At 41.1% G+C, this 19,424-nt stretch carries 10 protein-coding genes; 6 read left to right on the top strand and 4 right to left on the bottom strand.

Translation table 11 applies throughout. From position 1 onward, the window contains the following. Positions 1 to 159 precede the first annotated feature (159 nt). The 6 genes from NLF99_RS01420 (at position 160) to NLF99_RS01395 (ending at position 8,993) form a co-directional block, all read left to right on the top strand. Positions 160 to 1,140 carry a deoxyhypusine synthase family protein gene (locus NLF99_RS01420; RefSeq protein WP_254526498.1) on the top strand — a complete coding sequence of 327 codons (981 nt, stop codon included), beginning with the start codon at positions 160 to 162 and terminating at the stop codon, positions 1,138 to 1,140. 28 nt (positions 1,141 to 1,168) lie between these two features. Beyond that, complete coding sequence (locus NLF99_RS01415; RefSeq protein ID WP_185215932.1) at positions 1,169 to 1,720, top strand: hypothetical protein; 552 nt, start codon at positions 1,169 to 1,171, stop codon at positions 1,718 to 1,720. Between the two features lie 75 nt (positions 1,721 to 1,795). Next, entirely contained in the window at positions 1,796 to 2,371 is a 576-nt protein-coding gene (locus NLF99_RS01410) for a non-canonical purine NTP diphosphatase (protein WP_185215933.1), read from the top strand. Between the two features lie 258 nt (positions 2,372 to 2,629). Then, complete coding sequence (locus NLF99_RS01405) at positions 2,630 to 5,923, top strand: TonB-dependent receptor (RefSeq protein ID WP_254526497.1); 3,294 nt, start codon at positions 2,630 to 2,632, stop codon at positions 5,921 to 5,923. Positions 5,924 to 5,927: 4 nt separating this feature from the next. Beyond that, on the top strand, positions 5,928 to 7,727 hold the full coding sequence (locus NLF99_RS01400) for a RagB/SusD family nutrient uptake outer membrane protein (RefSeq protein WP_254526496.1): 1,800 nt from the start codon (positions 5,928 to 5,930) through the stop codon (positions 7,725 to 7,727). Positions 7,728 to 7,745: 18 nt separating this feature from the next. Continuing rightward, entirely contained in the window at positions 7,746 to 8,993 is a 1,248-nt protein-coding gene (locus NLF99_RS01395; RefSeq protein WP_254526495.1) for an alkaline phosphatase family protein, read from the top strand. Between the two features lie 79 nt (positions 8,994 to 9,072). Here the strand turns inward: NLF99_RS01395 and NLF99_RS01390 are convergent, their stop codons facing one another. The 4 genes from NLF99_RS01390 to NLF99_RS01375 all read right to left on the bottom strand — a co-directional run bounded on the left by NLF99_RS01390 (position 9,073) and on the right by NLF99_RS01375 (position 18,927). Continuing rightward, entirely contained in the window at positions 9,073 to 10,521 is a 1,449-nt protein-coding gene (locus tag NLF99_RS01390; RefSeq protein WP_254526494.1) for a RagB/SusD family nutrient uptake outer membrane protein, read from the bottom strand. A gap of 11 nt (positions 10,522 to 10,532) precedes the next feature. Continuing rightward, positions 10,533 to 13,694, bottom strand: a complete 3,162-nt coding sequence (locus NLF99_RS01385) for a TonB-dependent receptor (protein ID WP_185211237.1) — start codon at positions 13,692 to 13,694, stop codon at positions 10,533 to 10,535. Positions 13,695 to 14,309: 615 nt separating this feature from the next. Continuing rightward, on the bottom strand, positions 14,310 to 15,758 hold the full coding sequence (locus NLF99_RS01380) for a RagB/SusD family nutrient uptake outer membrane protein (protein ID WP_254526493.1): 1,449 nt from the start codon (positions 15,756 to 15,758) through the stop codon (positions 14,310 to 14,312). A 10-nt stretch (positions 15,759 to 15,768) separates the two neighbouring features. Then, positions 15,769 to 18,927 carry a SusC/RagA family TonB-linked outer membrane protein gene (locus NLF99_RS01375; protein ID WP_254526492.1) on the bottom strand — a complete coding sequence of 1,053 codons (3,159 nt, stop codon included), beginning with the start codon at positions 18,925 to 18,927 and terminating at the stop codon, positions 15,769 to 15,771. Positions 18,928 to 19,424 lie beyond the last annotated feature (497 nt).

Below are 19,424 nucleotides of genomic sequence, written 5' to 3'. Positions count from 1 at the left end.
GAATTAACTGCTTTTTTGAATGCCTATCGAATGGATATTATTATAGCTTCCACTCAAATTTCTTTGATTGCAGGAGATTCGGGGCGTTTAGCATGCATAGCGCTCAGTAATTCTTGAATAAATCAGTACCTTTGTGAACATTTATTTGAATATAAGATTATGAGTACACAAAGAGGTCCTATTTCTCAATTTATTGAGAAAAACTATCTTCACTTCAACGCCGCTTCCTTAGTTGATGCCGCAAAAGGTTATGAAACCCACCTAGCAGAAGGTGGTAAAATGTTGGTTTCACTAGCAGGTGCTATGAGTACTGCTGAGCTTGGAATTTCATTAGCTGAAATGATCCGTCAGGACAAAGTGGCTATCATTTCCTGTACTGGTGCAAATCTGGAAGAGGACGTGATGAACTTGGTAGCGCACTCACACTATAAACGTGTTCCTAACTACCGTGATCTTACTCCTCAAGACGAATGGGAATTGTTAGAAAACCATTACAACCGTGTTACTGACACCTGTATCCCTGAAGAAGAGGCTTTCAGAAGATTGCAAGTTCACCTTGAAAAGGTATGGAAAGATGCTGAAGCTGCTGGCGAACGCTATTTTCCACATGAGTTCTTATACAAAGTAGTATTATCTGGCGTTTTGGACCAACACTATGAAATTGATCCAAAGAACTCTTGGATCTTGGCTGCTGCAGAAAAAAACATTCCTATCATCGTACCGGGATGGGAAGATTCAACAACAGGTAATATCTTTGCTTCATACGTAATCAAAGGTGAATTGAAAGCGCATACAGTGAAAACTGGTATCGAATACATGATCTATTTGACAGAATGGTACCGTGCTAACTCAGGTGGCAAAGGTGTAGGTTTCTTCCAGATCGGTGGTGGTATCGCTGGTGACTTCCCAATCTGTGTGGTTCCTATGATGTACCAAGATCTTGAATGGCATGATGTTCCTTTCTGGTCATACTTCTGCCAAATCTCGGATTCAACAACTTCTTATGGTTCCTATTCTGGTGCTGTGCCAAATGAGAAGATCACTTGGGGTAAATTGGATACCGAATCGCCTAAGTTTATTGTAGAATCGGATGCTACGATCGTGGCTCCATTGATTTTTGCTTGGGTATTAGGTCAATAAGATAATTACAACGGCGCAAGGAAATAGGATGGACAAGAACCTTACAACAGATAATCCAATAGCGATTCAGGCCTTGATGTCTGAAACGGTATTTGCTATCCCAGGTTCTGTCATGCCCATCGTAGAGACCCAAACCGTTGGCAACCAACATACATCTCCTCAGCAAGGGCATTTTGAAGCCTCTGCTGAGGAGTTTGTCTATCAAGGGGACAAGTCGACCGGCGTGCTGTTTATCCTGCGTTATCCGGACTATCCTTACTTCTCGCCACAGGCAGAAGAAGCATTTTTGAAAACCATCGGTGCCCTACAATTGAATGCGGATAATGTTGCGGTGCTGAATCTGGCAAACCCCCATAACCCAAATGAGTGGAAGCAGATCATGCAGTTTTTCCAACCCAAGAAAATTACGCTTTTAGGTGTGGAACCTACCTCCCTAAAACTTCCAGAAATCGGCCATAACTCCTATATGCGCGGTAAGATCGCGACCGTGTTCAATACCTTCAGCTTTGAAGAGATGTTTGCTGATGTCCAGAAAAAGAAACTGTTCTGGAATGAGTTCAAGACCTTTATTCAATCCTAGTTTTTCCCATTTTTTCTTTCTTCCTTTCTTGATTGCTTAAATAGAATGCTATTTTTGAAGCTTAAATTTAGAGCTATGGAATTGGTATTTGCTACAAACAATGCGCATAAACTGGAAGAAGTACAACAGATGGTGGGAGATAGGTTTGTCTTGAAATCATTGGCTGATATAGGTTGTGATGATGATATTCCTGAAACTGGAGTTACTTTTCAGGAGAATGCCCAACAAAAAACAGATTACCTATTCCAAAAGTATCAAGTGAATTGTTTCGGAGACGATTCGGGTTTAGAAATTGACGCCTTGAATGGGGAACCTGGGGTATATTCTGCCCGTTATTCAGGGTCTAGGGATATGGAAAAGAACATTGACCTGGTTTTGGAAAAGCTACAAGACCAAGAAAACCGCAGGGCAAGATTCAAAACGGTTATTTCCCTGTTCTTAAATGGAGAGCAGCATTTCTTTGAAGGTACTGTAGAGGGAAGGATCATTGCAAGTCGGACAGGAACGGAAGGCTTCGGTTATGATCCGATCTTTATTCCGGAGGGTTATGATCAGACCTTTGCGGAAATGAGTTTGGAAGAAAAAAACAAGATCAGTCATCGCTCGCAAGCCGTGGCTAAGTTGGTTGGTTTTTTAAACTCAAAAGAATAGATATTAATTATAAAATAATTGATGAATTACGGGTATGTTAAAAACCATGGTTTTTTCACATGTTAACATCCATTTAACATAATTAAGCAACAAAATCTATTTTTGTTGGATAATAGGCGGAAAATTAGCGGATCCGCCTATTTTTTATGTCTTAATTAACAATTTTCTCATTGTTTAATTACCTAATCTTTTTATTGTGTTAATGTTACCTTAAATGTGCGGGGCTACTTTTACGGCAAAATATTAACCCACATTTCAATGAGATTAATTAAAGCTCCAAAGCTGTATTTAGCGGCTTTTTTGCTTGTAGGATTTCAAATCCCAAGCTCCCATAGTATGGGTGAGGTTCTATCCATTGTCCAGGACCAGGAGGTCTTTACGGGCAAAGTCATGGATGAATCTGCTCGCCCAATCCAAGGTGCCACTGTAAAGAATCTAAACGCTGGAATTTCTACCCAAACCGATGAAAATGGCCAGTTCAGTTTGCGGGCTGCCAAAGGAGAGTCCATCCAGATCAGCTCCATTGGTTATGACAGCAAGATCTTCGTCATTACTGATCAGAACAGTTTTACCCTGAATTCCAATTCTTCAAATCTGGAGGAACTGGTGGTCATCGGTTATGGTTCCCAAAAGAAAGTCAACCTTTCCGGAGCTGTTGATTATGTCAGTGGTAAAGAACTGGAGAGCCGTCCTATTGCCAACGTTTCCCAAGGATTGCAAGGTTTGGTGCCCAACTTAAATGTACAGTTCAATTCTGGTGCTCCTGGAGAGGCTGCAAAGATCAATATCCGTGGTATCACGTCCATCAATGGTGGGGACCCTTTGATTTTATTGGACAACGTGCCTATCAGTTCGGCAGAGCTGAACAGGATATCACCACAAGATATTGAATCCATGTCGGTGATCAAAGATGCTTCTGCTGCTGCGATTTACGGAGCTAGGGCATCCTTCGGGGTTATCTTGATTACCTCTAAATCAGGTAAAGGAGCCCTAAAAATCAACTATAGCAATAACTTTACCTGGAATACGCCGACCGTCATTCCAGATAAGATTACAGATCCCTACGTTTTCTCACGTTTATTGGAGACATCAACCGATAATACACCTTGGGATAACGTGAATTTCTCGGAGCAGTATTATCAATATGCCAAGGAAAGGTCGGATAACCCTAGCATCGCTGATGTAAGGATTGACCCTAGTAACCCAAAACAATGGGAATATATGGGAAATAGAGATTGGACCCGTTATTTCCTGTCCGACTGGAACAATACCCATAACCATGACCTTTCGATTTCAGGATCCAGTGATAAGGTCAATTATTATATCAGTACGGGCTACAACCGTCAAAATTCTCCAATCAAAATCGCTGATGATTATTTTGATCGATACAGTATCCGATCCAAGGTAAACTATAAGCTGAACGATTACCTTTCTGTGGGTAATAATACGGTTATCGGATTGAACGAAAGGGTAAATCCATCCTTGTACAGTTCATCCAGTTCCATGGCTGAAATCTACCATGTTTTCCCAACGAGCACCTTGAAAAACCCGGATGGTAGTTGGGCGTATTCCGATGTGGATCGAAATGTTGGTGCAGGCCGTATTGCCGCCAAAATGGTCGATGGGGGACAGATGAGGACCAAACGCAATGACTTACAGTCTACATTCAATGCTGAATTGCGTTTGTTTGAAAACAAGTTTAAGATCAATGCAGACTATACGTTCCAAAGGAATACCAGGAACTTAAACAGATACACGACCAGATATAAAATTGGTTATGGTCCGGATGATATCCGTGAGGAAGGAATTTCATCAGCCTATCGTGAGGCGGGATTCTCTTACTATAATGTCTACAATATCTTTGGAACCTATAATCAGACCTTTGATAAACATCAGGTAACTGCCGTCCTAGGTTTCAACCAAGAGGATTATCGATGGGAAAATATCGTTGCAGAGAGACAAGGATTGATCTCTGATCTCTTCCCTACCGTGGCATTGGCAACCGGTACTGCTGAAGTAGGAGAGGAAATCGACAAGTATGCCCTGCGAGGAGCATTCTACCGCTTGAACTATATCTATGATGATAAGTATATCTTGGAATTGAATGGTCGTTATGATGGTTCATCAAGATTTCCAAAGGCTAGCCGTTTCGGTTTCTTCCCGTCGGGGTCCGTAGCATGGTTGATCAACAAGGAGAACTTCTTGTCGGATGTCAATTGGTTAAGCCAATTGAAGGTAAGAGGTTCATATGGTGAATTAGGTAACCAGGCGGTATCCAACTTTGGTTATATCCCAACCATGGAGCCTTTTGAATCTCCATATTTGATCGGCGGCAAAGTGAATCCATCGATAAAAGCGCCAGGTTTAGTGTCTAATCATTATACATGGGAGAAGGTAAAAACCTACAACTTAGGTTTGGACTTTGGCTTTATGCAGAATAAGTTTAATGGTTCATTTGATATCTACCGTAGAAATACCATGGGCATGTTGACCTTCGGAAAGGAGCTTCCTAAGATCTTAGGGGTAAAGGAGCCGAATGAAAATGCGGCTGACCTGGCAACCAACGGCTGGGAATTGACCTTGTCCTATAATGATTCGAAAGATGTCTCGGGCTCAATCCTGAATTTCGGGGCCACTTTTGTGCTATCGGATTCCTACGCCAAGATTACCAAATTTGACAACCCGAACCAGAGAATTACCCAATTCTATAAGGGTATGGAACTGGGCGAAATCTGGGGATTGGAAAGCGATGGTTTCTTCCAAAATCAAGAAGAGATCAATAAGCTGGACCAAACCTCGATCATTCCATGGGGTGCCTTATCGATTGTTCCGGGATGGCCAAAGTTTGTCGATCAAGATGGTAATGGCAAAATTGAAAAAGGCTATGTATTGGGTGATACCAAGGACTTGAAAATTATTGGTAATTCTACCCCACGTTACAATTTTGGTCTGAACCTGAATGCCAGCTGGAAAGGATTTGATGTGCGGGCATTTTTACAAGGTATCGGGAAGCGAGATTATTATCCTCTGGATTACCTTTACTGGGGTGTTTACCAACAGCCTTATGGAAATATCTATTCCCATCTCTTGGATTTCTATCGTCCTAACAATGATTCTGATGCTGACCGTGCGAAACATTCCGCTTCCTATTTAGCCTTAGGTTTGGCAGACCAGAATCTGGATGCCAAATATCCTGTCCTTCAATCTTGGTTGGCGGATCTGAACTTAGGGACGCGTGTCAATGAGGCTCAGGGTGCTGCTATTCCACAGACACGATACTTATTGAATGCGGCATATTTGCGATTCAAGAATGTCACCATTGGCTACACCATTCCAAATCATTTGTTGGAAAGAGCTAAAGTGAAGAACCTTAGGGTTTATGTCAGTGCAGAAAACCTGATGGAATGGTCGGCAGTAAAGAGATATTTTGACCCCGAGGTTTTGAACATCAACACCTATACAGATCCAACCGTAGCAAGAACGAGGGAGGGTAATGGAGCCATGTATCCATTCCAACGTAGTTTTTCTGCTGGTCTACAATTAACCTTTTAAAATAATGAAACGATATATCAAATTAAGTTTATTGACTGCCTCCTTGCTTACGTTTGCAGGGTGTAATGACAGTTACCTTGACCGATTGCCTGAAACGATGGTGCAGAAGGAGAATTTTTTCAAGACGGAGTCCGATCTGGACATGTATGCCTTGAACCTCTATGATTTTCTGGACAACGGTTTTTATGAGCAGGATGCAACTACCGACAATGCGAGTACCACAGGTAATAAGGAGATCAAAAACATCATGCTCGGAACAGCTTCAGCAGCAAATATTACCGAAGGATGGAATTGGGAGAAGTTGAGAGATATCAACTTTATGTTGGAGAATCTTTCACAGGCGAAGATCTCAGAAGCGAAGCTGAAGCATTATGAAGGTTTAGCAAGATATTTTAGGGCTAGGTTCTATGTGAATAAAGTGCAGCGCTTTTCGGATGTGCCTTGGGTAGATAAGGTGGTTAAGGTGGAAGATCAGGCAGCTTTGTTTGGCAAAAGAGATCCTCGAGAATTGGTGGTGCAGAAAATTATGGAAGACTTTAAGTTTGCCTTTGAAAATGTGGAAGCAACCAAGGTTCCTGGAAAAGTGAATAAATGGGTGATCGGGCAGGAATATAGCCGCTTTGCCCTATTTGAAGGAACCTACCGTAAATACCATAAATACCTAGGCTTGGACAAGACCGTGGATAACTTCTTGACCATTGCATATCAAACTGCCGAAAACATCATGAGCAATGCTGGTTATGCTATTCATAACACAGGGAAGGCCGAGTCAGATTATGCCTCCTTGTATAATAATCCAAATCTTGAAAATAACAGCGAGGTCATTCTGGGTCGATTTTATGCCAACAATGTCATCAATCGTTCGGATTGGCCCGGGATGTTTGGGAATTATGAATACTATCCACTTCGCGATGTGGTACAGAGTTACCTGATGAAGGATGGTTCGATTTATACCAATAAGGCGGGTTATGAGAAGTTCTCCTTTGTGGAAGAGTTTAAGGATAGGGATCCTAGGCTGGCCCAAACCTATGCTGCACCCGGTTGGAACCTGGTATATGTCAGTACCTATTCGCAGGGGCCAGGTTTATATGTACAGCAATTGAGTAAGAACTTTTCGGGATATCACCAGATCAAGGGTTTCTTAAATACCAGTGTTCAGGAAGAGAGATACAATGTCGATATCCCACTTTACCGCTATGCAGAAGTCCTGTTGACCTTTGCAGAAGCTAAAGCCGAATTGGGAATCTTGAACAACCAAGCAGATTTAGATAAATCGGTAAACCTATTGCGAAAAAGAGCGGGTATGCCGGATATGACCTTGAACCCGGTGTTGGATACAAAAATGGCCAACGATTTCAAGGAGACTGCTGGACCTAACCAAAGTTTGATCCTGGAAATAAGAAGAGAACGTAGGGTGGAATTGGCATTTGAAGGATTCCGTTTCAATGATTTGATGCGCTGGAAAGCAGGTAAGCTTTTGGAAAGAAAACCACAGGGAATCTATTTCAAAGGATTGGGCAATCACGACGTGACGGGTGATGGAATTGCGGATATCAAATTGATCGGAGCCAGTGAATCCTTACCTGAGGTTAGAGAAAAGAACAGTTTAGGGGTCACCTTAAGATATTATAAGGTCGGCAGAATAGGACAGGATGTTTCTGTATTTTTAAGTGACGGAAATTCTGGATATATTGATGTCGTAGATAAGGTTGGTGGTTTTGAAGAACCTAAATATTATTATAGACCCATTCCTAAAAACGATGCAGATATCAACACCAATCTCAAACAGATCTTTGGGTGGTAATATTATAAAAGAATCATTATGAAAAAAATCAGTTTGTTCCTTGCTTGCCTCTGTAGCATCAGCTTGATCTATGCGCAAGCTCCGAAAACTAAAAAAGCAATCGTCATCATCGTGGATGGTATTCCAGCGGATGTTAAGGAAAAGGTAAGTACGCCATTTATTGATGCCGTAAGCCAAATAGGTGGCTATACCCGTGCGACCATGGGCGGCGAGAAGTCGGGTTATTCCCAGACGCCTACCATTTCAGCGGTTTGCTATACCAGCATGATCACTGGAACCTGGGGTAACAAGCACAATGTTTGGGACAATGGTCTGGAAGACCCAAACTATAATTATTGGACCATGTTCAGGTTTCTGAAGAATGACCAGAATGACAAGAAAATCGGGATTTATTCCACTTGGTTGGATAATAGGACAAAATTGATCGGTGAGGGCCTACCGCAGACCGAACATTTGAAGTTTGATTATCATTATGATGGTTATGAATTGGATACCGTTCGTTTTCCGCATGATAAACAATCAAAATATATCAACAATATTGATGAAGAAGTAGTGAAGGAAGCGAGCCAGAGCATCAGGAAAGATGCGCCTGATTTCAGTTGGGTCTATCTTCAGTACACCGATGATATCGGTCACCATTTTGGGGATAGTCCTGAAATGGAGAAGGCGGTACAGATAGCGGACCGTCAGGTGGGTGACCTATTTGCAGCAGTGCAATATAGGGAGCAGTATTATAATGAAGATTGGATGTTTGTCGTGATCACGGATCATGGTAGAGATGTGGCAACCGGTGAAAGCCATGGTGGTCAGACCGATCGTGAAAGGGGGATCTGGATAGCAACCAACAAAAAGGAGTTGAACAAGCATTTCTATGCGCATACACCTGAGATCGTTGATATTTTGCCTTCCATGGCAAGACATTTAGGTGTGAACATTTCCAAAGAGCAGCAATATGAATTGGATGGTGTGCCATTTGTAGGTGAAGTTTCCATTGCACATCCAAAGGCTATGCTGAAAGATGATAGTTTGATACTCAGCTGGACCAGTCTTCAAAAAAATGATAAAGTGAAGATACTGGTATCAGGAACGAACAATTTCAAGCAGCAAGGCGTAAAGGGGAATGATAAGTATATTGATTTAGGTGAGTTTGAGCAAAGCTCAGGAGCAGTGAAAGTCAAATTGCCTAAGGAGTTGAAAGACAGTAAAATGTTGAAGGTGGTGTTTGAAGGGAAAGACAATACCTTGAACCGCTGGATCGTGAGGTAATAAGTATAAAGGATGATCAATAACAAGAAAGAGGCTGCATCATGCAGCCTCTTCTAATTTACTATTAACTTAATATTTATTATTTACTTACTCCAGGGTTGGTGATTGTTTCCCCTAGTGGAATTGGGAAAACATAACGCTCGTCAGAAGGTTGAACCAAACGGCCGGCACCTTCGGAATTGATTGGCATATTTCTACGCTGTAAATCTGGTACACGTAGACCTTCACCCAAGAACTCAATTCTACGTTCTAATAAGATGGCATCTACCAAAGCTCCTTTGTTTGCAAAAGCAGGGAAGGTATATGCCGCATCAGAACGATTACGAACCGCTTTCAATAAGGCCAAGGCTCTAGTTTGAGAACCCGCTTCTGCTTCAGCTTCTGCCAAGTTCAAGAGAACCTCTGAATATCTGATTGCAGGGATCCAGTCCAAATAAGGTGAAGCACTGGAGAACTTCGTTAAGATATTCAACTTGCCATCTGAAGATTTTCCGGTTAAATCTTTCTTACGTGCATCGGTTGCTGGCCAAGCAGCGTTCGAAAAGATACCATCTGCAGCCAATGAATACTCGATATTTCCTTCGTTGTAGTAATAACCCAATTGGTTTTGTGTTCCAGGGGCATTGTTAGCTTCAAAAGGGAAACTTAAGATACGCTCGTTGATCGTGAAGTTCGAAAATACATCGGTAATGGCAGGTGCCAATTGATGTTGGACACCAGAGCTAGCCTTGAATGGTGCTGCGGCACTTACGATTTTGTTTGCTTCCGAAATTACCTTTGCATAATCCTTCATGGCTAGATAGACACGGGTTTTGAAGGCAATAACGGTGTTTTTATGCGCACGGGTACTTTGAGATTCTGCATCTCCATAAGTAGCTGGTACCGCGGCTTCCGCTTCATTCAAATCTTTTAGGATCTGTGCATAGATGTCCTTTACAGGGCTTGCTGCTAAATCATTGTTATCGGAGTTTCTTTCTGCCAATAAACGCAGTGGAATTCCTCTAGAAATACCATTGTCCGCTGCATATGGCTTAGCAAATAACTGCACCAAGGAATAATAAGTCAGCGCACGGATGAATTTAACCTCCGCAATCAATTGTGTTTTCTTGTTGGCATCCAAGATATCGGTGCCAATTGGCTCCACACCTTCCAAAAAGATATTGATGCGGTTAATGGTCAAATAACCTCTTACCCAAAAGTCTGAAACATAGCTGTCTGTTTCATCATTGGAGAATTGATAGGTCGAATAACCCGTTACGTTGTTCTGTCTTTGATTGACAAATTCTTCCGAACGGATATCATTATAGATTAAGTAACGGCCGCCATAAAACTGACCATTCTTGATCGATGAATATATACCTACTACTTGAGATTCGATACGGTCTGCGCTAGAGAACACGAATTCACTAGGTATCGATAGTTCAGGGGATAGTTCCAAAAAGTCCTTTTTACAAGAGACGGTACTGAACAACAGTGGCGTTAGAACTAATAGCCCTGCTAATTTATTTTTGATTTTAAATCTTCTCATGACACAATTAATTAAAAGCCTAGATTAATACCGAAAGTGAATGTACGTCCATTAGGCATAGAGTTACGCTCTACCCCTGAGTTTAAGTTTCCATTACCATTGGAAGAGATCTCAGGGTCAACACCAGTGTATTTGGTGATCAAGAAAGCGTTGTTTACTGATGCATAGATCCTTAAGCTTGAAATACCTGAATTTCCAAAAATGGTTCCTGGAAGACGATAACCTAATGATGCAGTCTGTAACCTGATGAAGTCACCTTTTTCGATGTTCGATCCGATTGCGAAAGCAGAACCATTAGAAATGTTGTCACCATAGATCGCTCTTGGGATATCCGTGTTTCTATTCGTCGGGGTCCAAGCGTTCAACATGTCTACTGAGTTGTTCCAGATACGTTGGTCTCTTAAACCAGCTCTTGAACCATTGTAGATATAGTTACCTCCAGAGAAGGTGAAGTTAATGGTCGCATCAAAGCTTTTGTATTGGAAGTTGTTGTTGAAACCACCGAAGTAGGTAGGTAATGTGTTACCTGCTGCTACGGCATGACCTGCTACTGATCCAGCTTTTGTGCCGTCCATATAGCTGTATGAGTAGAAGCCTTCTGTGTTAGGCGCATTGTGTAAGTATTGGACTTTCTCACCATCCAGATTGACAAAGATTCTTCTACCGTTTTCTGGGTTGATTCCAGTGGTAGGCACGGCATAGATCTGTGCTGCAGATTTTCCAACTTCGGTGATACTTGTTGTTTCAAGACCAGAAGTTGTTGCGATCAAAGGTCTGCCTTGGTTATCCAAAGCTGTTACCTCGTTTTTATTGGTAGAGAAGTTTAATGTCGTTGTCCATTTGAAATTCTCTTTTTCTACCGCTCTTACATTCAAGGCAAACTCAAATCCTCTGTTGTACATCGAACCGATGTTCATCAAGATGCTGTTACCTGGGATACCTTTTGAAGGAGTCTGCGGAACGGCAAGGATTAATCCATTGTGGTCTTTGTTGTAATAGTTAGCTTCTAAGGAAACTCTATTATTCCAGAATCCTAAATCTATACCAATGTTTGTTTGATCGGCGGTTTCCCAAGACAGTTCTCTGTTACCTGCTTGTGAGAATACCATACCACCTACATTTCCATATATTGCTGGATCATAAGTATCGAAAGATCCGTAAAGATTGGAGATAGCACTGTTACCCACGCGTCCCCAGCTTCCTCTTAATCTGAAATTAGAGAATACATTGCTTAAAGAACTTGATTTAAAGAATTCTTCTTCAGATACGGTCCATCCAGCAGATACACCACCGAAGTTACCCCATTTTCTACCTGGTGCTAATGATGATAGACCGTCACGTCTGAAGTTAGCCGTAAAGAAATATTTATTAGCATAGTTATAGTTCACGGAAGTGAAGTAAGATTCCAAATTAAGTTCGCCAATTCCATTACCACCTGCATCGTTGGTTAAGTAGTTACCTTGGAATTGATCAAAGAAACCATCAGTTAGGTCATAGCGAACGGCACCCCAGTTCTCGATACGTGTACTTTGCGCTTCATGTCCTGCTAATGCTGTAAGGTTGTGGTTTCCAAAAGATTTGTTGTAAACCAAGGTGTTGAAAATTAGCCAGTTGTTGTTTTTCGCTTGGTTGTTGTAAGCATAACCATTGTAGCTATATCCATCACCATTGATTGGGTTCCAGAATTGTTGGTTGGTCGTATTTCTTAAATCCCAGTTGAAATTGTTGTTTAAGGTCAGTCCATCCAATAATTTAATTTCGGCACTCACATTTGCGAAGAAACGGCTAGTTTCTGAAGTGTTTTTGTCCAAATCTCTGATAGGAAGTGGGTTAGGGTAGTTTGGTGCTAAGATATTGGCTCCTTTTCCGATGGCACTACCTGAAACGTTGTAATCTCCATTAGGAAGGAATGCTGGAACGTTTGGTGCTTGTACCATGGCGATACGACCAAGACCTGAAGTATTGAAGGCAGCACCCGCAACTGAACCTGAGTTTGGTGATCTGTTGTCACTGTTGGTGAAAGTTAAGTTCGTTCCTAATTTGATCCAGTCATTAAGTCTGTGATCTAGGTTTGCTCTTACACCTTTACGTTTGAAGGTGTTATTGAACAAGATACCGTCTTGGTCAGATAAGTTACCTGAGAAGAAGTACTTGGTTTTTTCAGTACCACCACTTACACTTAAGTTGTGGTTGTGCGAAAATCCATCTCTATATACATAGTCGTACCAGCGTGTATCTACTGGATTGCCATTTTCGTCTAAAGTTGGGAAGAAACCACCACCTACTGGATAAGATCCTGTTGATAGTTTAGGGTTGATTTCCCTAGCATTTGCTATTGCACCATTTTTATGGGCAATATATTGAGCTGCGTTCAAAAGTTCAGGAAGACGCACGGCTTTGGAAGTTCCAAACCAGCCATCATAAGCAACTTTTGCAGCACCTGATTTACCTTTTTTCGTTGTGATGATCATCACCCCTGATGCACCACGTGATCCGTAAATAGCTGTTGAAGCAGCATCTTTTAAGATGTCGATGGATTCAATGTCCTCGGGGTTGATGTCCCCCAATGGGTTGTTTGCTGAAGAGTTTGCAGAAACGTCACCCGTAGCGATAGGAATACCATCCACAACGACCAATGGGAATGAGTTTAAGGAAAGTGAACTTAATCCGCGAACACGTACAACCGGAGGGTTGTTCAATACGCCTGAAGGCTGAATAATGTTAACCCCTGACGCTTGTCCGGTAAGACCTTGTGTAAAACTTTGCAATGGTCTGTTGGCTACGGTTTCACCACCTACTTTAGCAGAAGATCCTGTAAAGTCTTTTTTCGATTGAACCAAGTAACCTGTTACCACCACCTCGTCCAAGGTTTCATCATCTGAGCCTAGTTCTACGTTGATTACCGATCTGCTTCCAACAGCGACTTGGAAAGTTTGGTAACCGATGTAAGTAAAGGATAGGGAACCATTGTTGTCAGGAACCGCGATGGAATACGTACCATCACCGCTGGTTTGAGTTGCCGCGGAAGTCCCAACAACTCGAACGGACACTCCAGAGATCGGAGCGCCATCTGCTGCAGACGTTACCTTACCGGTAACCTGCCGATTTTGTGCATAGGAACTGCCAATAAGCAGCACGCACAGCACAAGCATGCTAAGTAATCTTTGTTTCATGTGTTTGTTTAGTTAATATTAGTTAGTAAATAATGCCAAGCAGACCATAACTTACTGGTTTGCAAAGAATCTCTAGAATTTTCTCTGCGGCTTCAAGATGTTTAATAATTTCAACTAATCAAACGTGTGCATTCAAGAAAATAAAGTAAAAATTAGGAAAGTTTCATTTTTTGTTAATGTTTAATTAACAATAGCGTGGGCGCTGTTAATAATATGAATTGCTGGTTTTTATATTTTATCTATCAATGTGATTTATGGTTAATTAAGATAAATTGAGGAAATAATTTAAATCGACAAGGTTAAAATTATAATTAACGTAATAGTTTTTTAAAAAATTATTTAGAATAATGCTCTATTTTCCATTTTTTAATAGATTTAGGGTTCAATTGTAACAATAAGGTTGATATAGGGGGTTATTTTAGGGAGGGATTGAAAAAATTGTAATAGAATGTCTGATTGTTTAAAAAATCAGTTCAAATGCATGTGATTTGATTGTTTGTTTTCATTTTTTTGTTGCTGATTATTTTTGATTGATCGGAATTTCTTTTCGGTACTTGTAAACACCATAAAAAAGGCCGCCCGAAGGCAGCCTCTTTCCGAAGTAATTAATGAAATTTAATTGTTAACACCTGGATTTGTTATAGTCTCTATTAATGGAGTTGGGAAAATATATTCAGTATCTGTGGGTTGAATTAATTTTCCAGCTCCTTTTGACGGGATTGGCATATTCCTGCGCTGTAAATCTGGGACACGCATACCTTCTCCCAAAAATTCTATCCTTCTTTCGAGAAGAATGGCTGCTACCAGCTCATCTTTATTTGAAAATGCAGGAAAATTATAGGCAGCATCTGAACGATTTCGAACTGCTTCTAGTAACGCCAATGATCTCACTTGGGATCCAGCTTCAGCCTCTGCCTCTGCCAAGTTTAACAAGACCTCAGAATACCTGATGACAGGTATCCAATCTAAGAAAGGAGAGGTGTTGGAGAACTTGGTTAATAAATCGAGTTGATTATCTGATGACCTTCCTGTTAATTCACTCTTTCTATCATCAGAGGCTGGCCAGTTTGCATTTCCGAGAATGCCTGCTGGATCTAAAGAATATTCAATGTTTCCTTCATTGTAATAAAATCCCAATTGGTTTTGTGTTCCTGGGGCGTTATTGTTCTCAAATGGGAAGCTCAATATCCTTTCTGGGTTATAAAAGTTGGAGAAGACATCACTAATAGATGGAGATAACTTATGATTAACTCCTGAGCCTGCTGTAAATGGCGCAGCGGCGCTTACTATTTTGTTGGCTTCGGTAATTACTTTTGGATAATCTCTCATGGTCAAATACATCCTGGTCTTAAGAGCGATGACTGTGTTTCTGTGCACGCGTGTTGCCGTTGCTTCCTGATCTTGGTAATTTGCGGGTACTGCGGGTTCTGCTTCATTCAAGTCTTTCAATATTTGTGCATAGATATCAGCAACAGGACTTGCCTGTAGGTCATTGTTCTCGGAACTCCGTTCTGGGAGTAAACGCAATGGAATTCCTTTGGAAGCTCCATTGTCTGCTGCATATGGTTTTGCAAATAATTGCACCAAGGCTGCGTAGGTTAATGCACGGATGAACTTGACCTCGCCGATTAGCTGAATCTTTTTTTCAGCAGAGATAATGTCTGTACCTACCGCTTCTATGCCTTCTAAAAAGATGTTAATCCGGTTGATCGTTAAATAACCAACAACCCAAAAGTTTGCTATATAGGAATCCGTTTCGTCATTTGTAAATTGATATACTGAATTACCGGTTACATTGTTGGGTTTTTCGATGCTGAATTCCTCTGAGCGGATATCATTATAAATTAATAACCGGCCTCCATAAAACTGACCGCTTTTTATGGTCGCATAAATACCGGTAACCTGTGACTCTATACGTTCTTCACTCGAAAACACAAACTCGCTCGGAATAGATAGTTCCGGAGAGAGGGTTAGAAAGTCCTTTTTGCACGAATATGTGCTGAATAATAGGGGGATTAGTACGAATAACCCCAAGTAATTATATTTTATTTTTAATCTTTTCATGACCGAAATTTTAAAAGCCTAAATTGATACCGAAAGTGAATGTCCGACCGTTTGAGATCGAGTTACGTTCTACACCTGAGGACAGGTTGTCATTACCATTGGTTGATATCTCAGGGTCGACACCGGTGTATTGCGTGATAAGGAATGCATTATTTACTGATGCATAAACCCTCAAGCTTGATATACCAGACTTACCGAAAACGGTAGCAGGCAGTCGGTAACCTAATGAAGCGGTTTGAAGCCTAATAAAATCTCCTTTTTCAATATTGGATTGGATTGCAAATGAAGAGCCGTTAGAAATATTGTCTCCGTATATTGGTCTTGGGATATCAGACCCTTTATTTTCAGGGGTCCACGCGTTTAGCATGTCCACGGAATTGTTCCAGATCCGTTGATCTCTTAAGCTTGCCTTCGATCCGTTGTAGATATAATTACCTCCAGAGAATGTGAAGTTTAGCGTGGCGTCGAAATTCCAGAATTCAAAATTGTTGTTGAACCCTCCAAAATAGGTTGGGATGGTGTTTCCAAGTGCAATAGCTGATGTTGCTACGGAGCCAGCTTGAGTTCCATCGAGATAGGTATAGGCGAAATTTCCAGGAGTTCCTGGTGCACTATGTAGATATTGGACCTCTCTACCTTCCTTGTCTACGAATATCCGTCTGCCGTTTTCTGGATTGATTCCATTGGTTTGTACAGCGTAGATTTGAGCGGCGGATTTACCTACTTCGGTGATGTTTGTTACCTCTAGAGATGCTGTGGAGGCAATCAAAGGTCTGCCTTCGTTGTCTAGTGCAGTGACTTCATTTTTATTGGTCGATACATTTAGTGTCGTTGTCCATCTGAACTTTTCTTTTTGGACAGCCCTGACGTTTAAAGCAAATTCAAATCCTCTGTTGTACATGGAGCCGATATTCATGAGGATGGAGTTTCCTGGAATGCCTTTGGAAGGTGTCTGCGGCACGCTCAGGATCAAGTTATTGTGATTTTTGTTGTAATAACTTGCTTCTAAATTGATGCGATCGTTAAATAAGCCCAAATTAAGTCCGAAGTTGGTCTGTTCGGATGTTTCCCAGCCCAACTCTTTGTTTCCCGCTTGGCTAAAGCTCATAGAACCAACGCTGCCGTAAATGGAAGGGGAGTAGATGTCAAATGATCCGTAAGCATTAGGAAGGTTGCTATTTCCAACTCGGCCCCAGCTCGCATTTAATCTAAGGTTTGTAACGACATCAGCAATGGAGCTCGATTTGAAGAACTCTTCTTGGGAAATGGTCCAGCCTCCGGATACTCCTCCGAAATTACCCCATTTATTGCCCTCTGCCAAGGCTGATAAACCATCGCGTCTGAAGTTTGCGGTTAAATAATATCGATGTGCATAATTGTAGTTCAATGAAGTCAGATAAGATTGGATCCTGTTTTCTGAGATTCCATTTCCATTGGCAACATTGATTAGGTAATTACCTTGGTATTGGTCAAAGTAGTGATCTGAAAGGTCGTATCTTGCACCACCCCAAGATTCCCATCTTGTAGACTGAGCTTCTTGACCCGCTAATAACACAAGGTTATGGTTGCCAAATGACTTGTTATAAACCAAAGAGTTTAGAATTAACCAATTGTTGGTTTTAGCTTGTCTATTAAATGCAATACCGTTATAGGAATATCCGTCACCATTCAGTGGGTTCCAGAATTCGATGTCTTCTGTGTTTGCTAGATCCCAATTGAAATTGGTATTGAAGGATAGTCCGTCCATTAGGTTGATGGAAGTGTTGAAATTAGAGAAGAAACGATTGGATTCTGAAGTGTACCTGTCATTGTCTATGGAAGGCATTGGGTTAGAGAATGTAGGCGGTAGGTTGTTTTCTCCATAGCCGATTGTGTTTCCTGCTAAATAATAGTCGCCATTCGGTAAATAGGCCGGTAAATTTGGAAGCTGAGTTACGGCCAATCGACCAAGTCCTGAGGAGGCAAATGCAGACCCTGGTACTGAACCGGAATTCAAGGAATTATTTACGCCATTGGTGAAGTTGAAATTTCCTCCTACTTTTAGCCAGCTGGTTAGTTTATGGTCAAAATTTGCACGAACTCCCTTTCTCTTAAAGCTATTTCTAACCAATATTCCGTTCTGATCAGACAAGTTTCCCGAGAAATAATAGGTAGTCCTATCATTTCCGCCTGATACATTAAGGTTATGGTTGTTAGAAAGGCCGTTCTGGTAAATGTAATCATACCAACGGGTATCAATGGTGTTCCCATTTTCGTCTAACATAGGTGCAAAGCCAACCTGAGGTAAGTTTGCTGCTGCAAAAGTTGGGTTTGACTCGTATACATTTGTGATGGCTTTGTTCTTAAAGGCAATATACTGTTCAGCGTTAAAGACTTCTGGTAACCTTACTGCCTTGGTTGAACCGAACCAGCCGTCGTAGCTTATTTTAGCCACACCTGATTTTCCTCTTTTGGTGGTGATCAGGAGTACCCCTGCAGCACCTCGGGATCCGTAAATTGCCGTAGAAGCCGCATCTTTTAAGATGTCCATGGTTTCGATGTCTTCCGGATTGATGTCTGACAAAGGGTTGTTTGCGGCTGCGTTTGAAGAGGCATCTCCTGTAGAGATTGGTATTCCATCAACGACAACCAATGGGAATGAGTTTAGGGATAAGGAGCTTAGTCCCCGAACACGAACCACAGGTGGGTTGTTTAAAATACCACTAGGTTGGATAATGTTTACCCCTGTAGCCTGACCAGTTAGACCTTGGGTAAAACTTTGCAATGGACGGTCAGCAATAGCTTCTCCAGAGACCTTCGAGGTGGAACCTGTAAAGTCCCTTTTACTGGTAACCATGTAACCTGTTACCACAACTTCTTCCAAGCTCTCTTCATCTGGAAGTAATTGGACGTTGATCACGGACCTATTGCCAATTGATAGTTCGGCGCTTGTATATCCAATATAAGAAAAGGATAGGGTGCCATTGTTGTCAGGAACCTGAATGTTGTAGGTGCCATCAGCAGCGGTCTGAGTGGAACTAGATGTTCCCGAGACCCTTACGGACACTCCTGCAATAGGAGATCCATTGCTGGCGGAGGTTACCTTTCCAGAAACCTGCCGATTTTGAGCATAAGTACTGCCAATAAGCAGCATGCTCAGCAAAAAAATGCCAAGTAATCTTTGTTTCATATATTTTGGTTTTAGTTAAAAATTAATCTACATACAATATTATGTAGGTTAATATTTATTGGTCGTTATTTAAATGTCCTGTAAGGACTTATGAAATGAAGATGTTTAAAATATTTAATTTATCAAATGCTTAATTTTAAATTATTTAATAAAAATAAACCTAAAAGGATATTTGATTTCTTTAATAATTATGATTATTAACCATATTTACTTTAATATTTCTAAAAATATTGCAATATTTTCCGCTAATTAAAACCTTTAGTTTAATAATGGAATGATAGGAGATAAAAAGAGTCGAATTATTTAAATCACAGCACTTGATGGTGTTTTTTATAGTTTTTGTGTTATAATTTCGCTTTAATTCAAAAATTAACTAATTAATACCATAAATGTAACATCGGGAAAAAACAATATGTTTTTTGAAGTTTTGGTTTTGTTTTTCAGGTATTTATATAGGAAAAGCAATACAATAGGGTGTAGGTTAATTATTTGGCAAT

The organism is Sphingobacterium sp. LZ11T8 (assembly GCF_024261425.1).
Classification (GTDB): Bacteria; Bacteroidota; Bacteroidia; order Sphingobacteriales; family Sphingobacteriaceae; genus Sphingobacterium.
Note: the sequence above shows the minus strand (reverse complement) of the source record. Positions and strands in the feature narration are given on the sequence as shown.

What these genes read in the sequence shown, in the direction of transcription:
- NLF99_RS01400 (WP_254526496.1), top strand. Translation starts at nt 5,928, where the DNA reads ATGAAACGATATATCAAATTAAGTTTATTGACTGCCTCCTTGCTTACG.
- NLF99_RS01395 (WP_254526495.1), top strand. Translation starts at nt 7,746, where the DNA reads ATGAAAAAAATCAGTTTGTTCCTTGCTTGCCTCTGTAGCATCAGCTTG.
- NLF99_RS01410 (WP_185215933.1), top strand. Translation starts at nt 1,796, where the DNA reads ATGGAATTGGTATTTGCTACAAACAATGCGCATAAACTGGAAGAAGTA.
- NLF99_RS01420 (WP_254526498.1), top strand. Translation starts at nt 160, where the DNA reads ATGAGTACACAAAGAGGTCCTATTTCTCAATTTATTGAGAAAAACTAT.
- NLF99_RS01415 (WP_185215932.1), top strand. Translation starts at nt 1,169, where the DNA reads ATGGACAAGAACCTTACAACAGATAATCCAATAGCGATTCAGGCCTTG.
- NLF99_RS01390 (WP_254526494.1), bottom strand. Translation starts at nt 10,521, where the DNA reads ATGAGAAGATTTAAAATCAAAAATAAATTAGCAGGGCTATTAGTTCTA.
- NLF99_RS01380 (WP_254526493.1), bottom strand. Translation starts at nt 15,758, where the DNA reads ATGAAAAGATTAAAAATAAAATATAATTACTTGGGGTTATTCGTACTA.
- NLF99_RS01375 (WP_254526492.1), bottom strand. Translation starts at nt 18,927, where the DNA reads ATGAAACAAAGATTACTTGGCATTTTTTTGCTGAGCATGCTGCTTATT.
- NLF99_RS01405 (WP_254526497.1), top strand. Translation starts at nt 2,630, where the DNA reads ATGAGATTAATTAAAGCTCCAAAGCTGTATTTAGCGGCTTTTTTGCTT.
- NLF99_RS01385 (WP_185211237.1), bottom strand. Translation starts at nt 13,694, where the DNA reads ATGAAACAAAGATTACTTAGCATGCTTGTGCTGTGCGTGCTGCTTATT.